Annotated in this window: 10 protein-coding genes and 1 pseudogene; 10 read left to right on the top strand and 1 reads right to left on the bottom strand. The window is 57.2% G+C overall.

The annotated features are described in order from the left end of the window. Window positions 1-209 precede the first annotated feature (209 nt). The 8 genes and pseudogenes from KPL81_RS09590 to KPL81_RS09555 all read left to right on the top strand — a co-directional run bounded on the left by KPL81_RS09590 (window position 210) and on the right by KPL81_RS09555 (window position 15066). Window positions 210-2729, top strand: a complete 2520-nt coding sequence (locus KPL81_RS09590; RefSeq protein WP_219791701.1) for an EAL domain-containing protein — start codon at window positions 210-212, stop codon at window positions 2727-2729. A 173-nt stretch (window positions 2730-2902) separates the two neighbouring features. Then, complete coding sequence (locus tag KPL81_RS09585) at window positions 2903-3895, top strand: OmpA/MotB family protein (RefSeq protein WP_240549158.1); 993 nt, start codon at window positions 2903-2905, stop codon at window positions 3893-3895. A 95-nt stretch (window positions 3896-3990) separates the two neighbouring features. Then, on the top strand, window positions 3991-5814 hold the full coding sequence (locus KPL81_RS09580; RefSeq protein WP_219791698.1) for a methyl-accepting chemotaxis protein: 1824 nt from the start codon (window positions 3991-3993) through the stop codon (window positions 5812-5814). Between the two features lie 135 nt (window positions 5815-5949). Further along, window positions 5950-7320: a flagellar filament capping protein FliD gene (fliD, locus tag KPL81_RS09575; protein ID WP_219791696.1), complete on the top strand. Its 1371-nt coding sequence runs from the start codon at window positions 5950-5952 to the stop codon at window positions 7318-7320. 319 nt (window positions 7321-7639) lie between these two features. Next, a complete protein-coding gene (locus tag KPL81_RS09570) occupies window positions 7640-8833 on the top strand; it encodes a FliC/FljB family flagellin (RefSeq protein WP_219791694.1) in 1194 nt (397 codons plus the stop codon). A gap of 302 nt (window positions 8834-9135) precedes the next feature. Then, a complete protein-coding gene (locus KPL81_RS09565; protein ID WP_219791693.1) occupies window positions 9136-13686 on the top strand; it encodes an FkbM family methyltransferase in 4551 nt (1516 codons plus the stop codon). 761 nt (window positions 13687-14447) lie between these two features. Continuing rightward, window positions 14448-14612, top strand: a pseudogene (locus tag KPL81_RS09560) (flagellin); the annotation flags it as partial. A 97-nt stretch (window positions 14613-14709) separates the two neighbouring features. After that, window positions 14710-15066 (top strand): hypothetical protein, encoded by a 357-nt coding sequence (locus KPL81_RS09555; protein ID WP_219791689.1) that lies wholly within the window; start codon window positions 14710-14712, stop codon window positions 15064-15066. Between the two features lie 170 nt (window positions 15067-15236). Here KPL81_RS09555 and KPL81_RS09550 read toward each other — a convergent pair whose 3' ends face one another. After that, window positions 15237-15737 carry a hypothetical protein gene (locus tag KPL81_RS09550; protein ID WP_219791687.1) on the bottom strand — a complete coding sequence of 167 codons (501 nt, stop codon included), beginning with the start codon at window positions 15735-15737 and terminating at the stop codon, window positions 15237-15239. Between the two features lie 132 nt (window positions 15738-15869). Here KPL81_RS09550 and KPL81_RS09545 point away from each other — a divergent pair, with 132 nt between their 5' ends. Both KPL81_RS09545 and KPL81_RS09540 read left to right on the top strand, forming a co-directional pair. Next, window positions 15870-16127, top strand: a complete 258-nt coding sequence (locus KPL81_RS09545) for a DUF2835 domain-containing protein (RefSeq protein WP_338035604.1) — start codon at window positions 15870-15872, stop codon at window positions 16125-16127. A 184-nt stretch (window positions 16128-16311) separates the two neighbouring features. Beyond that, complete coding sequence (locus KPL81_RS09540; RefSeq protein ID WP_219791683.1) at window positions 16312-17532, top strand: GGDEF domain-containing protein; 1221 nt, start codon at window positions 16312-16314, stop codon at window positions 17530-17532. Window positions 17533-17582 lie beyond the last annotated feature (50 nt).

The raw sequence follows: 17582 nt of genomic DNA, 5'->3' as shown, positions 1-17582 counted from the left end.
TTCGCCTCTACGCGTAGCGTTGGTCTTTTTTTCCCTGCGTTGATGCAAAGTCAGCCTAAGTAGATAAAATGCAGTTACGGTTTGGCTACATTCTCGAATGTTTCCTTTCCAGACAGGCAGGAATCCTGAAGCGTGCAGGGACGCGTGCAGGTTGCTCTTGGGTCGAGGTTGGGGCGATCCAAGCAGCAGTATCCAGCCAGCGAGGCGCCATGAGCCAAGAGCTACCCGTCGAACGCATCATGCAAACTGGGCTTCTTACCTGCGAGCCCGATACGCCGTTATGGATGGCTGCCGAGCGCATGGCGGCGCGCCAGTGCAGCTCGATCATCGTGGTCAAGGCAGGACAGCCATTGGGGATCTGGACGGAACACGATGCGCTGGCGGTCAACTTCGCCGACCCCGATGCCGTACGCCTGCCGATTTCCCAGGTCATGAGCCAACCGGTGGCGAGCCTGCCTCGGTCCATGCCGGTCAGTGAAGCCGCGTTGCGGTTCAATGTCGACCGAAGGCGCCATTTTCTGGTAGTCGATGACGGTGGATCACCAGTGGGCATCGTGTCGCAGACCGACGTGGCCCTGAACCAGGGGCTCGAACCTTACCTGAGGCTGCGCGAAGTGCAGGCGGCCATGCGCCAGCGAGCGCTGGTATTGGAAGGCGAGCAGCGCCTCGCTCAGGCGGCGCGTTCGATGCGGCTCTCCGAATGTGACGCCGTGGTGGTCAAGTGTGAGGGCGGCGAGCTAGGCATTCTGACTGAGCGCGACCTGGTGAGGTTCGTGGCGCGCCATCCGGGCAATACGCCGATCCATTCGCTTGCCAGTCGTCCCCTGCTGACGGTGCGCCAGAACGATACCCTGATTGCCGCGCGCGATCTGCTGATGGAACACCGCGTGCGACATCTGGCGGTGCTGGATGAAGCCAGCGAAGTGGTGGGACTGTTGGGCTTCCGCGACATGCTGGCAGGGGCCGAGCATCTCTACATGCAGGACCTGCGCCATGCGCTGGAACAGCGCGACCGTGCGCTTGCCCAGTCGCGGGAGAACCGTCAACTGGCCGAGCGGGTGATCGACTCCTCGCTGGAAGGCATCATCATCACCGATGCCGGGAATCGCATTGAGTTCGTCAACCGCGCCTTTACCCACATGACCGGTTATACCGCGGAAGAAGTAATCGGCAAGACGCCCGCCATTCTTTCTTCGGGTCGTCACGACGGCGCCTTCTATCGTCAGATGTGGGACACCCTGCAGCGCAGCGGTTACTGGCGCGGGGAAATCTGGAATCGACGCAAGAGCGGCGAGCTTTACCTGGAGCTGTTGACGATTACGGCGATCACCGACGACAGCGGTGCGGCTACCCATTATGCTGCCCTGTTCAGCGACATCACGCACCTGCGAGACAACGAAGATCGCATCCGCAAGCTGGCCTACTACGACGCCTTGACCGGGTTGCCCAATCGCCGCCTGCTGGAAGACCGCCTCGAGCTGGCGATACGTCACGCTCATCGCAACCAGAGCCGACTCGCCGTGATCTTCGTTGACCTGGATCACTTCAAGGAAGTCAACGATGCGCTGGGTCATGCCTTTGGCGACGAACTGCTGGTGATGATAGCCGAGCGCCTGCAGCTGCGCTTGCGAGAAGATGACACCCTGGCGCGTCTCGGTGGCGACGAGTTTCTCGTACTGCTGCCCGACCTGGAGGAGGTCGACGAGGTGGTCCGGGTGGCCCGGCGCCTGGTGGAAGCCGTGCGCGAGCCCTGTGTGATCGAGGGACAGGAGTTCCGCCTCGGCTGTAGTCTGGGCATCAGTCTCTACCCTGACGATGCCACGACGGCGGAATCGCTGGTGCACAATGCCGATGTCGCCATGTATCGGGCCAAGCAGGAGGGGCGCAACGGCTACCGTCTCTACCGCAACGAGATGAACCTCCAAGACGATCGCCAGCGTGCGCTGGAGACCGCCCTGCGCGAAGCGTTCGTCAACGGTGAAGGGCTACAGCTCCACTATCAACCCATCTTCGAGCGTGACGGCAACCGTCTGCGCGGTGCCGAGGCGCTGCTGCGATGGCACCACCCACTATTGGGCAGCGTGCCGCCGATCAGCGTCGTGACGCTGGCCGAGCGGGCGGGGTTGCTGCCGCAGCTCGATGAGTACATTCTCGAGCAGATCTGCGCGCAACTGGCCGCCTGGGGTGCCTCCGGTGCCGGACCGGTTCCCGTCAGTATCAATCTCTCTGCGCGCCAATTCTGGCAGCATGACCTGCCCGTGCGTGTGGCCACCAAGCTCAACGAACACAAACTGCCGCCGGGCCTGCTGGGGTTCGAGATCGCCGAGCGCACGCTGCTGGAAAAGCCGCACCAGGCGGCCGTCGTGCTCAAGCGGCTGCGACGCCTGGGAGGCGAGGTTGCCATCAATGATTTCGGCACGGGCTATGCCTCGTTCGGCTATCTTCAGGAACTGCCGATCAGCATGGTCAAGATCGACCGCCGCTTCGTGCAGCGTCTGGATAGCGGACAGCGGGGCAGCGCGGCCATCGTGGCCGCGGTGGCTGGATTGGCTCGCGAAATGGAATTACGCCTTGCTGCCGTCGGGGTCGAGACCGAGGCGCAGCGCGATGTCCTGGCCCGGCATGGGGTCGAACTTATCCAGGGCTACCTCACCGGCCAGCCGGTACCGGCCGACCTCTTCGCCAGCCGCTATCTCTCTCGAAGCGACGTGACGCCTCAGGACGCCTAAAAAGGGGGGTTGGCCAGGCGAGGAACCGGCTTCAGGGACCGTTTTTCGTCGCTTCACCCATGGCGGCGAACCATTATACTAGGTATCTTTCTCCGACCGTCACTCCCACTCTCGGATCGACTGCCGTCTCGATGAGTTCTTTGCATTCCACTAGTGGCGATCATCGTGGTCCCATGCGCCACGAATCGCTGATGCCGACCCACCACGATCACGACCAGGACAGCACCTGGATGATCGGCTACCTGGACATCATGACCCTGCTGGTGGCGCTGTTGGTGCTCATCTTAACGCTGACGAGCGTCGGGCAGCCGGATGACGAAGCGACATCGCTCGCTGCGCACGTGCCCTTTGCCATCCCGCTGCCCAGCGAAATGGCCCAAGTGTTGCCCGTACCGGCCGAACCGCGTCCGGCTCCCGGCCGGTTGAGCCAGTCGGCGATCTCGGCGGCGCTTGGGGTGGTGGGGCTGCCGCGGCGCCGCACCGAGTCGGGCGGGCGTGTTGCCTTTGTCGCTCCGCCGACACCGCTGGCCCTGCTGGAACAGCGCGAGCCTGCGCCGTTCATGCTGGTTCAGTCGCAAGTGCCGTTGACGAACGAACTCCAGCCGATCCTGTCGGCCAACGGCGACCTGCCGCAGCCCGAAGGCGACTTCGTGCTGGTGCTGACCGACCGCCCGCCGAGCAGGGCGCGCCAGATCGACCCGCAAGCGATTGAGGCTTCCCAGACACTCCAGCAGGCGCTGGCTCAAGACTTGGACGACGCGCCTTTCCTGGCTGATCTGGAGGGCGTCGAGATATCCAGGGTGGCGGAAGGCATCAAGCTGCGCGTGGAGGATCGGCTGCTGTTTCCCACTGCAACGGCGGAGTTGACCGCTGACGGTGAGGCGCTCATCCAGCGTCTGATGGAGGTGATCCAGCGCCACGATGGTGAGGTCGCCGTGGAGGGCCACACCGACAGCCGCTCGATCCAGACCGACGAGTTTCCCTCCAACTGGGTACTTTCCAGCGCCCGGGCTATCGCCATCGTGCACGCCCTGGAGCGTGCTGGCGTCGAGTCGCAGCGCCTGCGGGCGGTGGGCCTGGCTGATACGCGCCCCCTGGCGAGCAACGATACCGGAGAGGGGCGGGCCCAGAACCGGCGAGTGGAAGTGATCATTCACGCTCGCTGATATCGCCTAAAGTCTAGTCTCTAGCGGCCGATATGCGGTTAGCCCCGGCGCATGGACGCGTCCGGCTCCGCATCCCGTTACAAGCGAGACCCTGCATGCTCACCTCTTTGCGATTGCGTTTGCTACTAACCACGGCCGCTGTGATCGCCGTGGCGCTGATTATCAATGCCGCCATTAATTACTTCACCCTGCAACGCCATAACGACCAGCAAGTGGCGCGTAACCTGGCGGCCGTTGCCCAAGGCAACGGGCTGGCCATCAGCGAGTGGATCGAGGCTCGTGCTGGTATGCTTGAGGCCTTGGCACCAGCGGCACAAAGCGAAGAGCCACTTGGCGCGCTGCTGCAGCTCGAAGCCTCGGGTGGCTTCATGTCCACCTATCTGGCCTATCCCCAAGACGGCAGGGGCATCTTCTCCGATGGCTGGAACCCACCGTCCGACTATGATCCACGCCAGCGTCCGTGGTATCTCCAAGCGGTAGAGGCCGGAGGCACCATCGTCACCGAACCCTATGTGGATGCCAACACGGGCGGCTTGATTGTGACGATTGCGACACCTTTCCATGTAGACGGTCGTCTTGTTGCGGTTGGTGGTGGGGATGTGCCCATCGATACCATCGTAGCCACTGTGGGCACCATCGCGCCGACGCCTGAAAGCTTCGCTTTTCTCGTCACCTCCGACGGTACGCTGGTGGCGCATCCTGATCCGGCGATGACGTTGGAGCCAGCTTCACGTCTTTCTTCGACCTTCGATGGTCACACATTCACCGCGTCGCTAGGTGTCGACGAACCCGTTCGGCTTGCTCTGGAGGAGCGCAGCAAGTGGTTGCGCAGCGTGCCCGTAAAAGGTACCGACTGGCAGTTGGTCGTAGCGCTGGACGAGCGTGAAGCCACGGCCGGCCTGCGCGCCGTGCTGGAAACCTCGATGGTGAGTCTTGTGCTGGTGGTGCTGGGTTCTGCACTTGTCCTTGGGACGCTGCTCAAGCTGATGTTTCGCCGGTTGCAGGCGGCTCGCGATGCCATGACCGATATTGCTAGTGGCGAAGGTGATCTCACCCGACGCTTGCCGGAAAGTGGGCGCGATGAGGTGGCTCAGATAGCCGCCGCTTTCAACCGCTTCGTCTCGCGCATCGAGGACGTCATGCTGACCATTCGCGATGCCAGCGAGTCGGTGACCGTGGCTGCGGGTGAAATTGCCACTGGCGGTCAGGACCTCTCCCGGCGTACCGAGAACGCCGCCTCGAGCCTGCAGCAGAGTTCGGCCTCCATCGAGCAGATTACCAGTACCGTCGAGCACACTGCGGACTCGGCCCGCCATGCCAGCGATCTGTCGCAGTCGGCATCCGAAGTGGCGACCCGCGGTGGCGAGGTGGTGGGGCAGGTAGTAACCACCATGGCCGAGATCACGGCTTCCTCCGAGCGTATCGGCAACATCGTCAAGGTGATGGATGGCATCGCCTTCCAGACCAACCTGCTGGCGCTCAACGCCTCGGTGGAAGCCGCCCGGGCCGGCGAGCAGGGCCGGGGCTTTGCCGTGGTGGCGGGTGAGGTGCGCCAGTTGGCCACGCGCAGCGCCGAAGCCTCACGCGAGATCCGTGGCTTGATCGAAGCGTCGGGGCAGAAAGTGGCCTCGGGCACCGAGCTGGTCCAGCGGGCCGGCACCACCATGGAGGAGCTGGTTGCGGGTGTTGGCCGCGTGGCCAAGGTGCTTGGCGAAATCAGCGTGGCGGCAGGTGAGCAAAGCGACGGCATCGGCCAAGTCAACGTGGCTGTGGCCGAACTCGACCGCATGACCCAGCAAAATGCCGCCCTGGTGGAAGAATCCACCGTCGCCGCCGAGCAGCTCAAGGACCAGGCCGACAGGCTGGCTGAGGCGGTGGGGGGCTTCAAGCTCAGCGAGCGTCGGCTTACCCACGCCTGAAGGCTCGAAACGAGGCGGGTTGCAAGGACGCGACCCGCTGATAGCAAAAAAAAAGCAGAGGAAGCGCTAAAGTTCTCGGCATAGCGGTCGATAGCGGTACTAACTCTTTATCTCTGCCACCAGGGAAGTGAAAAAATGGCGACGATCTCCTCACTCGGTATTGGCTCAGGGCTGGATCTGAACGGTTTGCTCGACCAGTTGCGCAGTGCCGAGCGGCAGAAGCTGCAGCCCATTGCTCAGCAGAAGGCTCAGCAGGAGGCCAAGATTTCCGCTTACGGCCGGCTGAAGGCGGGTGTCGACAAGCTTCAGAGTGCGGCGCAGTCACTCAACGACACGGCGCTCTACCAGAAACTCACTGCTTCCGTGCAGGGTGATGGCATGTCAGCATCGGCCAGCGACAAGGCGAGCCCTGGCCGCTATGACGTGACGGTGACCAGCATTGCTACCGCCGGTACGCTGGCGACGACCCGCGTGGACAGCCTCGAGACCGGGCTCACGGATGCCGGCGCGACTTTGGATCTCGCCTTCGGCGATGGCAGTACCCATCAGGTGGCCTTGGATGCAGGCAGCACGCTGGAAGACATTCGCGATGCCATCAACGCCGACGAGGCCGCCGGGGTCGACGCATCCATCATCAACGACGGCGCCGGGTATCGGCTGGTACTCTCCTCGCGGGAGACCGGGGTCGATGCGGGCATTACCGGGATGACCTTCGCGGGATTATCGACCGGCGTCACGCTGGGTGAGGATGCCGCAACGGCCCGGGCGGGTAAGGATGCGAGCCTTACGATCAACGGTATCGACATCACCAGTGCCACCAACACCGTGGAGGAAGCCATCCAGGGTGTGACCTTGACGCTCACGCCCGAGGCCGAGGGCAATACCCTTAGCTTGACCGTTGCCCGCGACAAAGGGTCGGTCAAGGAGGCCGTCAACAAGTGGGTGGCCGCCTACAATGAGCTGCAGTCAACCATTGGCCGCATGATCAAGCCGGGTGTCGATGGGGCTTCGTCGGGAGAGCTGATCGGTGATCGTACCGTTCGCACCCTGGAATCGCGGATGGTGCGTGACCTGACCAGCAGCGTGCCGGGTGGCGACTATACTCAGCTTTCGGATCTGGGGATTGCCCTGAACAAGGAGGGTAGGCTGGAGGTCGACGAGGAGACCTTGGATGCCGCCATTGCGGACTCACCTGCGTCGGTGGCGTCCTTCTTCGCCGGGGAAAGCGACGAGACCGGCATGGCCGGCCAGTTCAGTGCCACACTGGAGCAGATACTCGACGACAAGGGCATGATCGGTAATGCCATCGAGGGGGCCGAAAGCCGGGTGGAGAGCCTGAACGATCGCTATACACGCATGGAAGCGAGCGTGGAGCGTACCATCGAACGCTATCGCAAGCAGTTCTCCCAGCTGGACGGCATGATTGCACAGATGAACCAGACAAGCTCCTATCTGATCCAGCAGTTCGACATGATGAATGCCCAACTCGGGCGGAATAACCGCTAACAGGTATTAGAACAAACGCCGCCAGGCTCTGCCTGGCGGCGTTTTTCATGAATGGCCCCCCCCACCCCTTAGCTTTCGGATGTCTCGTCTTTGGTGGTGCCTGTCAGGCTGATATTGACTCGCTGGAGTCTGCCTGCAAGAAGGGTGTCAACGCCAAACGAAAATTTTTCCATCCAAACCCTAAAGTCTTGCCGGCAGGTGCCGTTAATTAGGGTAACGGCCAACGGCGCCGTTGAGGTAGGCCCGAGATGCTGGGCCAGCAAAACCAAGGTTCAGTGGGCCCACCAATGGAGCCCTCAACGCAAGAAGGAATGACACCATGTCAGTGATCAATACCAACATTACTGCAATGATCGGTCAGCAGAATCTGGCCAAGTCGCAGAACTCTCTGTCTACCGCCATGGAGCGTCTCTCCTCAGGCCTGCGTATCAACAGCGCCAAGGACGACGCCGCCGGTCAGGCCATCGCCAACCGCATGAGCGCCCAGATCACCGGTCTCTCTCAGGCTCAGCGTAACGCCAACGACGGTATCTCCGTCGCGCAGACTGCCGAAGGTGCCCTGAACCAGGTCAACGACAACCTGCAGCGTATTCGTGAGCTGACCGTTCAGTCCCAGAACGACACCAACTCCGCCGACGACCGCGCCTCCATCCAGGCCGAGATCAAGCAGCGTCTTACTGAAATCGACCGCATTTCAGAGCAGACCGATTTCAACGGCGTCAAGGTGCTCGGCAAGGATCAGACACTCTCGATCCAAGTTGGTGCCAATGATGGTGAGTCCATCGACATCAGTTTGGAGAAGATCACTTCTGATACCCTGAATCTGTCCAATTTTAACGTCAACGGTCCGGGCGAGAACCTGGGGGCTGCTACAGCTTCCGATTACCAGGATGCTTATGGTGAGTCTACTGGTATCGCCAACAACGCAGTCTCTGCGACCGGTTTCAGTGATGAGCTGGCCACCAACCTGGGTGTATCGACTGCTGCTGTTGCAACGTCTGGTACTGCTCAGGTGGATGACGACGGCAACTGGTATGTAGACGTAACCATCACAGCCCAGTCCAACGCCGAAGCCAAGGCACTGCAGTTGCAGGGTATCGAGGCGACTTCCGGCGCCGCTGTGACCTTCCAGGTCGCTCTCGATGCTTCAGATGCCGATGTCACGACTGAAGCAACTACAGCGAACTTCACTGTGGACGGCACCAAGTTGGACGCCGGCGATCTGCTGAGCGGCGCTACTTCCAACCCGATGAGCCGTCTTGACGAAGCTCTGAAGCAGGTGGATGAGCTGCGCTCCGATCTCGGTGCTATCCAGAACCGCTTCGAGTCTGCTATCACCAACCTGCAGACTAACGAGACTAACCTCTCGGCCGCGCGTTCACGTATCGAAGATGCCGACTACGCTTCTGAGGTCAGCAACATGACCCGCGCGCAGATCCTGCAGCAGGCCGGTACCTCTGTCCTGGCGCAGGCCAACCAGGTGCCGCAGAACGTGCTGTCACTGCTGGGCTAAGCTTGACGGTGCTTTGAGATCATTCTGGCTCTCAGTAGTTCAGCCCCCCTTTCAGGGGGGCTGTTTCGTTACATGCTGCTTTCAAAGGGTAAAGGTGCAGAGTGGAAAAATTCTAGACCTACTTGGGAGGGCAGCACGAGCCGAAGCGCTTTTGGATGCCCTCTTGTCTTGTAGGCTCGACTTACCCGCTGCGCTCGGTTGGCTTTCCAGTTGCGCCCCTTATAGGGCTCTTTTCGAGTGTTTGTCTTGCTCAATTGATGGTTATCCTATGGGCAACACATAGCTATCTTTAGGTATTTTCAATGAGTTACGCCAAACCAAAGCGCAACGTTAGTAAGCAACGCAATCGTACGCTCGAGGGGCAGGCTGTGACCATGTCATTGAATAAGGCGCGGCTTCTTACTCAGACACAGCCCAGCAACCCAGTTGGCTGGAAGCAGCTGGGAGTTCAACTATCCCAGGCCGGGGATCTACAAAGCGCACTGGAGGCTCTACAAAAGGCGCAAGCGCTTGCCAACGAGGATGCCGAGGTGCTAGCCATCCAAGGCCGCATCATGCATCAGCTCGGAGATATCGATTCTGCCATCGAGCGCTTGAAGCAAGCGGTAGCGATTTGGCCTGAATATGCAAAGGCTCATAACTACTTAGGCTATATTTTTTATTCTCAAGCGCGTTTCGATATCGGGCTGGAGCATGCGGAGCGAGCTTGTGAGTTGGCACCCGACGATACGGACATGTTGAATACGCTGGCCAACATACTCGCAAAGCGCTTCGAGTACTCACGTGCGAAAGAAACGTTAGAGCGGGCGGCTCAGCTGGCGCCGGAACGTTACCTGACTTGGAACAACCTCGGCAATGTCTTGAACGAGATGGGGGATTTCGAAGGAGCTTTAAAATCCTATCAGCGCGCCCACAGACTTCAGCCCTCGGCCACAGGTCCTTTTTCCAATCTCATAACCTCATACCATTATCATCCCGATAAGGATGCCGGCACTATCAGCGCTCTATGCAAACGATGGAGCAAGCTGTTTTCACAAGAGCCTATTGTAGAACAATATCTCGGTGAAAAGAGGGTTGATAAGAAACTGAGAGTTGGATTGATATCGGGTGGGTTTCGCGGGCATCCGGTAGGCCGTATGATAACCTCGGCTTTGGAGCGCGTGTCGGCTGACCAAGTTGAGTTATTTTTTTATAGTACTAATAATGCTAGTGATGCAATAACGCAGAGGCTTAAGACGGTCGCGTCTCAATGGCGAAGTGTGCAGGCGCTTCGGGACACAGAGGTGGCAAAGACAATCCTGAGTGACGAAGTGGATATAATGATCGACCTGGCGGGGCATAACTCCGACAATAGGATTCGTGCTATTTCTATGCGTCCGGCACCACTGCAGGTTAAGTGGGTGGGTGGACTGATTAACACAACAGGTGTTGAAACAATCGATTACCTTCTCAGTGATCATGTGGAAACGCCTGAAGGCGTCGATGAAGAATATGTCGAGAAGATAGTTCGTTTGCCCGATGATTATATCTGCTACGATCCTCCTTGCGGCTATGAGCCGGAAGTTGGTCCGCTTCCTGCTCTGCGCAATGGTTATGTTACGCTAGGCTGTTTTAATAATGCGACCAAGCTTAATGATGTTCTTCTGGGAGAGTGGGCAAAGATACTCAACGATCTGCCCAACTCCCGCCTGTTTCTCAAGAGTATGCAGTATCAAAGTAAGGAGCGGTGTAAAAAGATCATAGATTACATGATGCAGTGTGGTATAGGTGAGGATCGCTTAATCATCGAAGGGCCGTCCCCCCATGCTGAATTGCTTGATGCTTACAATCGAGTGGATATTGCATTAGATCCTTGGCCGTACTCAGGGGGCTTGACTACGTGTGAGGCGTTTCTTATGGGAGTGCCTGTAGTCACTATGCCCGGGCCAACCTTTGCCGGCCGACATAGTGCAACCCATTTAGTGAATGCCGGAATGCCTGAGTTAGTGACGTCGAGTTGGAGTGAGTATCGTAATCGTGTTATCGAATTGGCAGCTGATCTGGACAGTCTCTCCACCATACGTAAGCATTTGAGAGATGTTCTGTTGGAGTCGCCCGTTTGCGATGCGAATCGTTTCGCCAAACATTTTACCATTACGATGCGGGCCATCTGGCAGCGATACTGCGAAGGCAAAGAACCGGCTGCTCTTTCGTTCGACAACGAGGGTAAGGCTTGGTTCGAAGATGAGAGTAACCCAGTCGAGATCGTTTACGCACCGGAGTTGTTAAATTCAAGAGATAAATTCAATTGGAAGCTATACAGCAAAATTATTGCAATTGACAACGGCGGTAAGCTGCTCCGCCAGCACGGCTTCGACAGGCTGCTATCGCTCAATGCCTTCGGACTCGTGGCGTTCGACCCCACCAGCCGCGTGACAGATCCGGGTCGCTTCGAGAGTAGCCAGGATGTTCAGCTGTTTTCGCATGCCGTGCTGGGGGATGGGCAACCCACGACGCTGTACGCCTGCCTCGACCCAGCATTTAGTAGCACCTTGGAGCCCCTGCCCGTCGACCAGCAGACTAGTGCCGATGCCCAAGGGGCTAGGGTATTGACCCAACTGTCCATCAATACTGTTTCTCTGGACAGCATAGAAGGGCTGGAAAGCCTAGACTGGCTGATCTTGGATGACCTGAATGATGCTATAACTATTCTAGAACATGGCAAGAAAGCTTTGGCCGATACATTGTTGATACAAGTTCGCGTAGCTTTCCAGCCAACTCATCGGCGGCAGCCCTCCCTGGCGGAGCTACAGCATTGGATGGCTCGTCATGGCTTTCGGCTCTACCGCTTAAACGACGAAGCTATGCGTAGCTACTTTCCCGATACTGTGCCTGAGGAGAAGCGCCAGGCAAGTGAACTTGTCGCAGCAGACGTGATCTTCTTGCCTAGTCTCGAGCGCATGGCAGTACTAAGCAATGAACAGCTGACAAAGCTCGCTTTCTTGCTGCATACGGTGTATGACATTAAGGATATGGCTTACGCATTGTTGGTCAAGGTAGATGAGGAGCAGGCAGGGAAGTATTGGGCTGCTCTTGACTGTGATGAGCGCCATCAAAAAACTCAGTCGGCTTTCTTAAGTTCTGAAACAGGACAAGCTAAACAGGTGGTGAGAGAGGTTGTATCCAATGAGGCTCACCAAAAAACGGAAGTAATAACTGAATTAGTTAATGTATCATGTGAGCGAATGCCCGCTCAGTCGTCAGTTATAGAAAAACCAAGAGCAGTAAAGGAGGCTCCCTGCGTAAAGGGAGATGACCTTTGGTCCTTAAACGAACCTGTACATGTAGTGGATGTCGGCGCTAATCCAATTGACGGTGCTCCACCTTATGCAGACCTTCTCAAGCGCGGATTGGTTAAGTTAGTCGGCTTTGAGCCGCAGAAAGACGCCCTGCAAAAGCTACAAGCCATGAAAGGCCCTAATGAAACGTATCTGCCGCATGCAGTTGGTACTGGTGAAAAGGCTAAGTTATACCTGTGTCAAGCATCGGGCATGACTTCAACTCTGAAGCCGAATAATGAAGTATTAGATTACTTTCAGGGGTATCCCCTCTGGGGGAAAGTTAAAGCGGTTGAAGAGATAGACACGGTTCGTCTTGATGATGTGAGCGAGATCGATAAAATTGATTGGTTGAAGATCGATATTCAGGGCGGTGAGTTGAATGTTTTTAAAAATGCAGAGAATAAACTTAAAAATGCTCTCGTGATACAAACGGAAGTTAATTTTATACAGTTGTATGAAGGGCAGCCGCTGTTTGCTGAGATTGACCAGTGGATGCGTGCGCATGGTTTTATGCTGCACACATTGCTTGAGCAGAGGGTGCGTCTCTATGCGCCGATGAAAATCAATGGCGGGATACATCAAGGAATCAACCAGCTTACAACTGCAGATGCTGTGTATATTAAGGACATTAATAAACTAGATGGTGTCTCGGAAGAAGGTGTTAAAAAGCTGGCATTTATTATGCATGAGGCGTACGGAAGCTATGATTTGTCTCTTAGTCTGCTGAAAAGATTGAGGAATGACTATGGTAAAAGTTATGCTGGGAAGATTAATAAAACTTTACCTATAAGGATCTCAGTTGATAAAGGCTTGTCTAATAAACCCGATGTTAGGTTGAATTATTGTTTTGTTGTAGGGTGTGGCCATACTGGAACTACATTAATGGCGTCAATCTTGGGGCAAAATGAGTCGGTTTATACAATTAAAAGAGAGACAGGGTGGTTTCTAGGTGAAGAGAGTTTTGCTTTTGAATTGACAGCAGAAGAATCCATGGCGAAATCTTTGGGGAGTAAATGGCTGTGCGAAAAAACGCCGCGGCATGTCTACTATTATCATGATATAGTTAATAAATTCACTGGGGCGAAATTTGTTGTTATGACTCGTTGTGCAAGAGATGTCGTGGCATCAATTAAAAATCGCACTGGTGATTTTGATTCCGCTCTTCTTCGGTGGGTGGAAGATAACCAAGAGGCTGTTAAAGTGGCTTCTGCCAATAATGCTATTTTGGTTCGTTATGAGGATTTGGTGTCTGATGCAGAGCGGATCCTGAGTGAGGTTTGTGATTTTTTGGGGTTGATTTACACACCATCCATGTTGGATTTTCATAAGTCCAATTATAATTGGTTCGGCGTTATGCCAAAACAGACAGATGGGAAGGGAGAGAAAGCTCATTTGGAGCGTCGAGCTTGGCAAATGACACAACCTCTCCAAGATAGAAGAGGAGTCTGGAAAAATATACTGACTGATGAAGAAGTCAGGATTGTTGATCAAGCTGCTCGAGAACTTATGGTCAAGCTAGGTTATGATGTATAAACATCATTTTTACACTCCGCTGTGGCGTGCCTAGTCTCTCTGGTTTCTAGACTGGCCCGCTTCGTGCGACCCGTTTTTGTTGACTATGGGGCTACTGGGATAGATTCAGCTCGGTGATTTTCAAGGTCGCCGGCTGCATCTGGCTTCTGCTATGCACACCGACTCAAACGTTGTACAAGCCACTGGTGGGTTCTGGAGCATAACCATTCGGGTGGAGGCCGTTTAAGTTGTCATAGCACTACTAGCGGTTGTCGGGTGCATTGATTACCGTCGTGGTGTCAATGCCGGAAGTGCCGGTGATGTAGAGCGGTATGCTGACGGCAGTGAAGGTGCAGATCGATATCTGGGGGCCGGTTCATGATGTAACCGATGCAATTGGGCCCCAGCTTGCCGCTGACCGGTGAGGAACAGCCTGCCTGCAGGCTCTGCGCCCTAGAGGCGGGGCTGAAGCTGGCGGAGGTAATAGCCGCCGGGCCGGAGTCATTTTGTTATTCTACAGACTACAGCCGGAAGTCGGTTGTCTTTTAGTAGGCTGAGCAGGCTTGGCTCAGGCGATAGGAGATGTACAGACGACTTTGTTAATTACCGGCGGAGAGCCAGTGTAAGCCCTCCCGGGGCGTAACGATCAAGGCTTGGGACCGCGTCGATACAAAAGTGTGCCGAAACGTCTTTTTCTTAAGTGACTCCTAAAGCTCAGCGCGCTTAGGCCGATAAGGGTAAAATGACCTAGGTGCGGTGAGCTTCCTTTATGTTAACCATCAACAACAACATCCTTTTGCTCACGCGCTGTTTCTCGCATTATGGATGCTGATTATTCGTCAGAAATCGCCAACCTAACCAAGGCGCAGATCCTTCAGCAAGCCGGCACGAGCATGCTGGCCCAAGCGAACCAGGTGCCTCAAACTGTGCTGGCCCTGCTAGGGTAAGCCGGCATGCGGGTGGTGGGAGGAATTTATCCTCCCAGCGCTACAAGCGAGCAACTAGCACCATTGCAGCATTTATTGCATGAGGAGAAAGAACTCGATGATCCAGACCAGCGTAACGGATACGGAGCTGCTGGAAGAAGTAATACCGAAGCTTAAGAACATTGAGCTCTTTCTCCACGATACGCTTCGTGTCAAAATAGATGGATGTCGTGTCCCCAAAGAAATACATCGGCTCCGAAATCTTAAGTCAGAATTCGAGCTGGAAATTTCCATGATTCGCATGAACCTCAGTCATCTTTTAAGAAGGTATTCAGATCAGCTGATCAGAACAGTTGAGGATGCTAAGCGAGAAAGGGGGACACAGATTGTGCTGGACGAGCACGAAGCCGTGGCTATAGAGAGGATCCGTCGTCTCTATCAACGCTCCCAGGAGGTGCAAACCGATCCTGCATAACGCTGACACAAGCGCCTAGAGTCACCCTCCCCAAACCACGGTTGCTCCCGTGGGCCTCGAGCTCATGATGCTTCCTCAGGGCTGGGGCGGCGGGGGTGGCCATTGGACATCGAGACCCCGCTGTGAGATGCGGGGCCTCGCTTGGCTGGCATGAGCAGGGGGCTTGCGTTTCAGTTTGCAGGATTCAGCTCGGTAATCTTCAAGGTGGCCGGCTGCATCTGGTCGCTACCGTGAACGCCGACCCAGATGTTGTACATGCCACTGGGCGGGTTCTGGAACATGACCACTGGGTCGAGGCCGTTGAAGTCGTCGTTGCAGTACCAGCGGCCGTCCGGGGCATTGATGACCAGGGTGGTGTCGGTGCTGGAACTCACGGTGACGTAGAGCGGCATGCTGCCGGCGGTGTAGTGCAGGTCCACGTCCGGTGCACTGGCCATGATGTAGCCGGTGCAGTTGGGGCCCAGTTTGCCACTGACGGGCGAGGAGCCGCCTGCCTGCAGGCTCTGGGTCCAGGGATCGGGCGTGAAGCCGGCGGCAAGGTGGTGGCTGCCATAGCTGGGTTCGGCGGTCCAGTCGGGCTCCTGGGCCTGGGCCGTGCCGAGCATCAGGGCCAGGCCCACGACCGAGGCGCCGCCTGCCAGAGCGGTACGGGAGAGGGAGGATCTGTTCAAGGTGTTATTCCTGCGTAATCGAGCGTTGAGCTCTTATCATCGTTATCGAGTGTCGTAGAATAAGGCGGTTGTACGTCGATGAGAAGTCGCTGATTCAACACTTAAGCCAGCGGCTGTAGAACATGATCCATAATGAAACCTCAGGGCCGGTCGAAGCGCATGCCGAGTATCGATGTCACGCTATCCCTATCTTGCGAGGCCTGCCTTGCCCATTATGAGGGGCGGGCAGGGCAGGTGATGGCCCGTAGCCTGGACGGTCGGCGGGTAGTGTTTCCGGCCGAGGCGCTGCGGCGAGTGGTGTCGCGGGATGGCGTGCATGGCACCTTTCGTCTCTGCTTTACGCCGGAAGGGCGTTTTCAGTCGATTGCCCGTCTGGACCGGTTCGCTTGAGGCGCGATGGCTGAAATGGCTGTGAAATGGCTTGATGTTTGTCGTATGTCAAGCCTTGTGGACTCGTTACCTTGAGCTTGCTCTGATATAACGACAAAGCTGCACAGAGGCCCTTCGTCCAGCCATGGAGCAGCGTTTCCGTTTCCGGCCATCAGGAAGGGTGGCCCTCCGACAAGGCGATAGCATGCGCTTCAGCCAAACGCGTGAGACCCATGAGTACCAGAGCCGGCGCCTGGATGCGTTGGCCGAACCGCCCGAGGTGGGCCATGAGCTGTTCGTCGGCCTGAGTGCCCTGCGTGATACCCTGAGCAGTCGCCACCACTCGCGAGATTTTGCCTTCGCTCACGCACGATACTTGCGTAGCCGTGTGTTAGCCCTTAGCCTCATCTTTACGCTGCTTTCCCCATTATGGATCGTGGTGGATGCACTCGTGCTACCCAGCGAGCTTTTGTACCTGACCTTGGTGGGGCGGGTGGGACTGTTGCTGGGGCTGATGGGCGTCGTGGTGTTGGCCTATGTCACGCACGAGCGGATACGACGCATTCGCTTCAGCGCCGGTATGTTGCTGGCCCTACCGGCGGGGTTCTACCTGTTCGTACTGCTCATGCTGCCATCTGAGCAGGTGCAAAATCTGGTGGGTTACGGCTTCATTCCGTTCCTGCTGGTGGCGGCGCTGAGCGTGTTTCCCTTTACCCTGTTGGAATCGCTTGCTGCCGGACTTGCCATGCTCGGGCTGCTGGGGTTCTCTCAGGCCGTCGATGGCAGCTGGCTGACCGGCCGAGGCGTGGAGAGCATGTGGCTGCTTGCCAGTCTGCTGGGCGTATCGTTGGCAGCCAACCACTTTCAGCTCAGCCTGTTGTTGCGACTCTATCGCCAGGCGACCCATGACCCCTTGACCGGGCTCTACAACCGCGGTGCGCTGGAGCTGCATCTGGAGAAAGTCCAGGCCTGGCAGCGAGAGATCGAGGGCCAGGACCGCCTTGGCAGCATTCCCTGTTCGCTGTTGATGGCGGATCTCGACCACTTCAAGCAGATCAATGACAGCTACGGTCACTCTGCTGGGGATAGTGTACTGTACCAGTTCGCCGAACTGCTGGTGCAACAGACGCGCCGGCATGACTGTGTTGCGCGCTACGGTGGCGAGGAGTTCGTGATCATCCTGGTCGGCAGTAGCCAGGCCAGGGCGCTGGATGTCGCCGAGCGAATTCGACATGCCGTGGAAAATGCCACTTTCAGCGGTTTCGATGGCGAGCCCATTCCCGTCACCACCAGTATTGGGGTAACCCGGCTGGAGCAGGACGAGCCGGCTCAGGAAGCGCTCAAGCGCGCTGACCACGCGCTTTACCGCGCCAAGCGGGAGGGGCGTAACCTGGTCATGGCGGCGCTCGAACCCTGCGACGCTTGATCCTGCACGAGTTCCCTCACCCCAGTTCCTCAAGTCCCGCCGCTCGCTGC

The organism is Billgrantia antri, from assembly GCF_019430905.1.
GTDB lineage: Bacteria > Pseudomonadota > Gammaproteobacteria > Pseudomonadales > Halomonadaceae > Halomonas > Halomonas antri.
This window is presented reverse-complemented; position numbering and strand designations above follow the sequence as displayed.